Source organism: Actinomycetes bacterium (assembly GCA_036000965.1).
Lineage (GTDB): Bacteria > Actinomycetota > CALGFH01 > CALGFH01 > CALGFH01 > DASYUT01.
In genome coordinates this window covers 1-5,456 of sequence record DASYUT010000094.1, presented here as the reverse complement: position 1 = coordinate 5,456, position 5,456 = coordinate 1, and the positions used below count along the sequence as shown (strand labels likewise).

Here is a 5,456-nt window from a genome sequence, read left to right as displayed (position 1 = left end):
CCGGCACCCAGCGTCCGGATGCGCTCTACGCCGATCGCGGCTACGACCATGACAAATACCGCAAGCAAATTTGCGAGGCTGGGATCAAGCCGGTCATCGCCCGTCGCGGCGAGCAACATGATTCCGGGCTGGGCGTGTACCTCTGGGTCGTTGAGCAGGGTTTCGCCCTACTGCACTGGTTCCGCCGGCTCCGCATCCGATGGGAAATCCGCGACGACATCCACGAAGCCTTCCTCCGCTTCGCCTGCGCCATCATCTGCTGGCGACGCCTCCACAACATCTCAAACTGTTAGGAGTTCTTAATGGGCGGCGTCATGCTCCGCTCGGAACCAGCAGGTGTCAATCCCCCTTGCCTTGGTCCGCATGGGCCACATGGGCGGCGTCCTCCGCTGCTCGGTCGTGCCCGTAGGGCGTCGCCGCACCGGCGGCGAACGCTGGACTCCGGAGCACGCGGAACGGCCGCGGTCGAGGGTCGAAGAGGAAAAAAAGCTCATCGAAATTGGTGAAGTGTGTCCCGTTGGCCGGACGAGCTTTTTTCCGGCCCTCGACGGCGGACGAGCCGGGTGCTAGCTCTTCGACCGGGTAGCGGAGATCGGCCGGTCCGCGTCTGGGTGCAGGGTCCCAGGCGCGGCGCGCGTAGCGCGAGGCCGATCCACCACTCCCCCACCCTTCTCCTCCCCACCATGCCCGCTGGGAGGCAGGCGCGGGGTGGGCACGGCGGGCCGTGCTGCGGCGGGCTGGGGAAGGCGGGCGACCCGTGCGCCCCGGTACCTCGGCGGCGAGGACGGCGCGCTTGCGCGCCGCCCGCAGGCGCCGCTTGAGGATGTAGAGAAAGTTCTTACGACCATCTCCGTCAGCTCTGGTACTTGGTCGCCATGAAGAGGTAGCGGTTCAGGCTGAAGAAGTAGCGGCCTTCCCGACCGAGGCGCTGCAGGTCTTGCATCCAAGCCTCGGCGTCGTCTTGCGTCATTGCATGCTGGGCGACGGCGAAGTCGGCCATGATCTCGCCGTTCGCCACGCTGAAGGTGTCAGAGTCGTACTGCGGGTTGAACAGCACCAGGACCTCGCGGTGTCGCACCTGCAGCCCGGCATCTTGCAGTTGCCGACTGAGCGTGCGGGGAAGGTGCGGGTCGGCGAAACGCTTCGTCCAGGCGCTCAGGAGCCTGTGCATGCGCTCCTGGTCGGTGGCGTTCCAGACGATCGAGTCCCAGTCGGTGTCGATGATGAGCACTCGGCCACCGGGACGAAGGACCCGGTGCAACTCGGCGAGCGCGGCTTTGAGGTCGGCGACGTACTCGTAGACCTGGGTGGAGACCGCAGCGTCGAAGGTGCCATCTGGGAAGGGGAGCGCCACCGCATCCGCCTTCACGAAGGCCACTCGTCCGCGGATCGAGGGACCGGTGCATCGCCGCCGGCCGAGGGCGAGCATGCTGTCGCTGATCTCGAGCCCTGTGACGCGACCGGACGGGCCGACCGTCTCGGCCATTTCGGCGACGAGCAGGCCTGGTCCTGCACCGATGTCGAGGATCCGCTCGCCTGGTTGGAGCGAGAGCGCGCGCAGCGTCTCGCGCCGCTGCGCGACCACGTCCGGCGTCAGGTAGGCCGCTTCCAGCTTGCGGGAAGCGTCGTCGTCGAAGATCGATTCGCCGCTCATGGGGGCGTCCTCTCGCTGGTCGCCGCAGCGTCCGGGCCACCGGATGGGTCGTCGTCTTCATCCTCTCCTGAGGTGCCCTCGTAGGTCTCGAAGATGATGACATTGCCGGCGGCCGGCCGGATGCTGACGACGGCCTCAAGTGGCTCGCCTTCAACCCCGTAGGTGGCATGGGTGATCTCGAGGACCACCCGGTTGGCGAGTGGCTGTAGCTCGGGGTCGGTGCCGAACACCCGGAGCTCCTCGTCGGTGGCCAGCCGCGAGCGGGCCTCGTTGTAGGTCCGGAGGACCGGATGTCCGGCGTCCTCGAGAACCCGTACAACACCACCGGGCGGGAAGTCCCCCGGTGTGGTCAGCGGTGTGCCTTCGGCCACCTCGGCGGGGAAGAAGCTCACGCTGAGTTCGGCGACCCGCCCGTCGATCAGGAGCTCACGAGCCCGAGCCCACACGCGATCGCCGGGGTTGATGCGCAGGAGCGGCGCGATCGTGTCAGAGGCTGGAGTCCATCCGGTTTCTGTGGTCCGCTTCCTGACCTCGCGACCTAGCATGTCGCCGCCGAACACCAGACCGCGGGACTCGCGGGCGCGAGCGTACCGGCGATGCATTGGCCAGCGGTCAGGACGTTGCGCTCGGGGGACAACGATGGGTCGCAGTCCAGGTCGACCCACGACGAGTCCTTCGGCGATGAGCTGTTGGACGGCGCGGGCGGCGGTCTTGTCGCTGACGCCATACTTGGCGCCGAGTTCGATGGCCCCCGGCAGCTCGTTCCGAGCAGGATTCTCATCGGTGGGCTCGTACTCTCCGGCGAGGATCGCCGCGCGGAGTGCATCTGCGATCTGACCGTAGGCAGTTTGCCGCGAGAGGGACAAGAGGCTGCCTCCAGGGATGTCGAGCCGTCCGTCTGACCGCGGCAGGATGCTACAGAGCAGCGATGTGGGAAGTGGACAGGAACGTAGGAACGTAGTACCGTACCTCACCATACCTCTCCGGAAAGGGCAAGGGGAGTGGCGTCGTCGCAACGCTCCGGCCGAGGACGGCCGTCTCGGGTCAACGCGGACTCTGTGGCCGCTGAGATGACCCTCGAGCTGGCCGACCTCCCACCGACGATCAGCGTCGAGCGCGCTGCCAAGCTGCTTGGCGTGAGCCGCAGCGCGGCCTACCGAGCGGCTGCGAACGGCCAGCTCCCCACTATCTCCTTCGGCCGCCGGCTGCTCGTACCCACCTCCCGGCTGCTCGAGATGCTCGGCATGCCAGTCGAGGAGCGGCCCTGATGCGCGGCAGCATCCGCAAGCGTGGCAGTACCTACACCTGGTACATCAGCGTGCCGGACCCCGTGACGGGCGAGCGCCGGCAGCGCAGCAAGGGTGGCTTCCGGACCAAGAAGGCGTGCCAGGAGGCCCTCAACGAGGCACTTGCCCGGCTGCGCGAAGGCACCTTTGTCCGACCGTCGCCGCGCGGACTCGGCGCCTTCCTGGTCGACGAGTGGCTGCCCGCCGTGCGCCCGCCGCGGGTGCGGCCTTCCACCTGGGACAGCTATCGGATGGCCGTCGAGCGGCACATCGTCCCAGCGCTCGGTGGCGTGCTGCTGCAGGGGCTCACGCCGGCGCACCTCACGGCCTTCTACCGGACGCTGCTGGACGACGGACGACGAGACGGCCGCGGTGGATTAGCTCCGAAGAGCGTCCGAAACGTCCACGGAGTGCTTCATGCGGCACTCCGAGATGCCGTTCGATGGGGCTACCTGCCCCGCAACGTCGCCACCGCTGCTGACCTGCCCAAGGGCATGACACCGGAGATGCACGTCTGGAGCCCCGACCAGCTTCGCGCCTTTCTCGAGCATCTGCGCGGCGACCCGCTGTACGCGGCCTGGCTGCTGCTGGCCACCACCGGCATGCGGCGCGGCGAGATCGCCGGGCTGCGCTGGGTCGACGTCGACCTGGACGCTGGCCGCGTCTCACCCCGCCGGCCGCGGGTGGTCGTCAACTACAAGGTCGTCGTCTCTGAGCCCAAGACGGCCAAGGGCCGGCGGTCGCTGGCGCTGGACCCGGCGACGGTCGCCGCGCTGCGCGAGCACCGAACCCGGCAGCTCCAGCAACGGCTCGCGATCGGCCCACGCTGGCAAGACTCCGGCCTAGTGTTCACCTGGCCGGACGGCCGCCCCATCCACCCCCACCGATTCTCCAAGTGGTTCGAGCAGCACACCCGGGCGGCCAGCCTGCCGAAGATCCGGCTGCACGATGTCCGCCACAGCTACGCGACCGCGGCGCTGGCTGCCGGCGTCCCGGCCAAGGTGGTCAGTGAGCGGCTCGGCCACGCCAATATCGCCATCACGATGGACACCTACAGCCATGTGCTGCCCGGCTTGGACGCCCAGGCGGCCGGAACCGTGGCTCGATTGATCCTGGGCGACGCCGACCAAGCGCCGGCGCGTCCCGTTGACAAACGGTTGACAACCGGCCGGAAGGCCTCGGGTAGGGGAGAGGAGGTGAAGGGCGAACCTGCTGGTCAGGGGCTGGTGCGAGCGGGGGGATTCGAACCCCCACGTCCGAGGACACCGGGACCTAAACCCGGCGCGTCTGCCGTTCCGCCACGCTCGCCTTGGGAGAGGGTAACTCGGGCGTGCCGCGGGGGTCATCCGCCCGCGATCCCGCGGGCCCCGGCCGTGGCAGGCCCGCGCACCGGCGCGGCTACCGGAGCAGCTTCTGGAACCGGACCGATCTCCGCGCGTAGCCCCATGCGCCGCTGGTAGAAGGGGCCGCTGGTAGAAGGGGATGGACTCTACGACGCCCGGTCCCCGCAGGGCCGGCCCAGCCCACGACGGCGACGGCGGCGGCGCCCCAGGGGCGCCTTGCAGCGCTCGCGCGCACCCCGTAGCGTCCCGGCCGGCGGACCCGGCGCTGCCGTCACACCCCTGCTCCAGACTGGTCGCGAGCGTGGGCACCGGAAACCCGACCACCTACCCGCGTTCGGAGACCGACCACGATGATGAAGCGCAGCCATTTCCTCATCGGCGCTGCGGCCGGCATCGTCACCGCCAAGGCCCTCGGCGCGCCCATGACCGGCATAGGGCTGCTCGCGGGCGTGGCCGGGCTGCTGCCCGACCTCGACCATCCGAGCTCCGCTACCGGCCGCCTGCTGCCGGCCTGGTGGCACCGGCTCACCCCAGGCCACCGCGGGCCGACGCACTCGCTGTTCTGGTGCATGGCGCTCGCCGTGCTCGTCGACCTCGGCCAGCGCCTGCTCGTCGGTCCGGCGCCACCCCCGCTGGTCGCGGTCGCGGTCCTGGTCGGGGCGGTCTCCCACGTGCTCGCCGACGGCCTGACCGTGCAGGGCGTGCCGCTGTGGTGGCCGTTCAGCCGCGAGCGGCTGGTGTTCCTCGGCTGGCTCGCGTTCCCGACCCGGAGCTGGCGGGAGCTGGCCGTGGTCACGCTCGTGGTCGCCGGCGCGCTGTACTGGGTGGTCCACTGAGCAGCAGCCCGGAAGTCCTGCACGAGCAGAGCCATAGGACGGTCGCGGCGACCTCCTCGGCCCGGCCGACCGGCGCATCGGCGTGGCCAGGCCGGCCCGGCGCTGCGCCTCCTCGCCCGCAGCCTCCAGATGGTGGGTGAGGATGACCATCAGGCCGAGGTCGCCGAACCCCACGTCGGTGCGGAGCAGTCCGCCTGTCACGTGCCAGGTTCTGCGGCGAACACCCGTTCCGCGGTCCGCACCAGTAGCGCGAGCTTGCGGCGCTGGTCGTCCGCGCTGATCGCGTTGCCCCCCACGGAGGTCGCAAACCCGCACTGGGTGCCAACCGCCAGGCGCT

5 protein-coding genes and 1 tRNA gene are annotated in these 5,456 nt (G+C 69.6%); 3 read left to right on the top strand and 3 right to left on the bottom strand.

Translation table 11 applies throughout. The features are described 5' to 3' along the window. Window positions 1-293, top strand: a 293-nt coding sequence (locus tag VG276_07395; GenBank protein ID HEV8649217.1) for an IS5/IS1182 family transposase, incomplete at its 5' end; no start/stop codon positions are given. Between the two features lie 560 nt (window positions 294-853). On the opposite strand, the gene VG276_07390 is transcribed toward VG276_07395, so the two are convergent. Further along, window positions 854-1,654 carry a methyltransferase domain-containing protein gene (locus VG276_07390; protein HEV8649216.1) on the bottom strand — a complete coding sequence of 267 codons (801 nt, stop codon included), beginning with the start codon at window positions 1,652-1,654 and terminating at the stop codon, window positions 854-856. Further along, window positions 1,651-2,520, bottom strand: coding sequence for a GntR family transcriptional regulator (locus tag VG276_07385; protein HEV8649215.1), 870 nt, complete (start codon window positions 2,518-2,520; stop codon window positions 1,651-1,653). The genes VG276_07390 and VG276_07385 overlap by 4 nt, the downstream gene beginning before the upstream one ends. A gap of 192 nt (window positions 2,521-2,712) precedes the next feature. Here VG276_07385 and VG276_07380 point away from each other — a divergent pair, with 192 nt between their 5' ends. Continuing rightward, window positions 2,713-2,922: a helix-turn-helix domain-containing protein gene (locus VG276_07380; protein ID HEV8649214.1), complete on the top strand. Its 210-nt coding sequence runs from the start codon at window positions 2,713-2,715 to the stop codon at window positions 2,920-2,922. A 1,242-nt stretch (window positions 2,923-4,164) separates the two neighbouring features. Here the strand turns inward: VG276_07380 and VG276_07375 are convergent. Next, window positions 4,165-4,248 (bottom strand) — tRNA-Leu (locus VG276_07375). Window positions 4,249-4,633: 385 nt separating this feature from the next. Here VG276_07375 and VG276_07370 point away from each other — a divergent pair. Next, window positions 4,634-5,119, top strand: coding sequence for a metal-dependent hydrolase (locus VG276_07370; GenBank protein ID HEV8649213.1), 486 nt, complete (start codon window positions 4,634-4,636; stop codon window positions 5,117-5,119). Window positions 5,120-5,456: the final 337 nt, after the last annotated feature.

Bases quoted from the DNA above. Each gene is read 5' to 3' on its own strand.
- VG276_07390 (HEV8649216.1), bottom strand. From the start codon at position 1,654: ATGAGCGGCGAATCGATCTTCGACGACGACGCTTCCCGCAAGCTGGAA.
- VG276_07370 (HEV8649213.1), top strand. From the start codon at position 4,634: ATGATGAAGCGCAGCCATTTCCTCATCGGCGCTGCGGCCGGCATCGTC.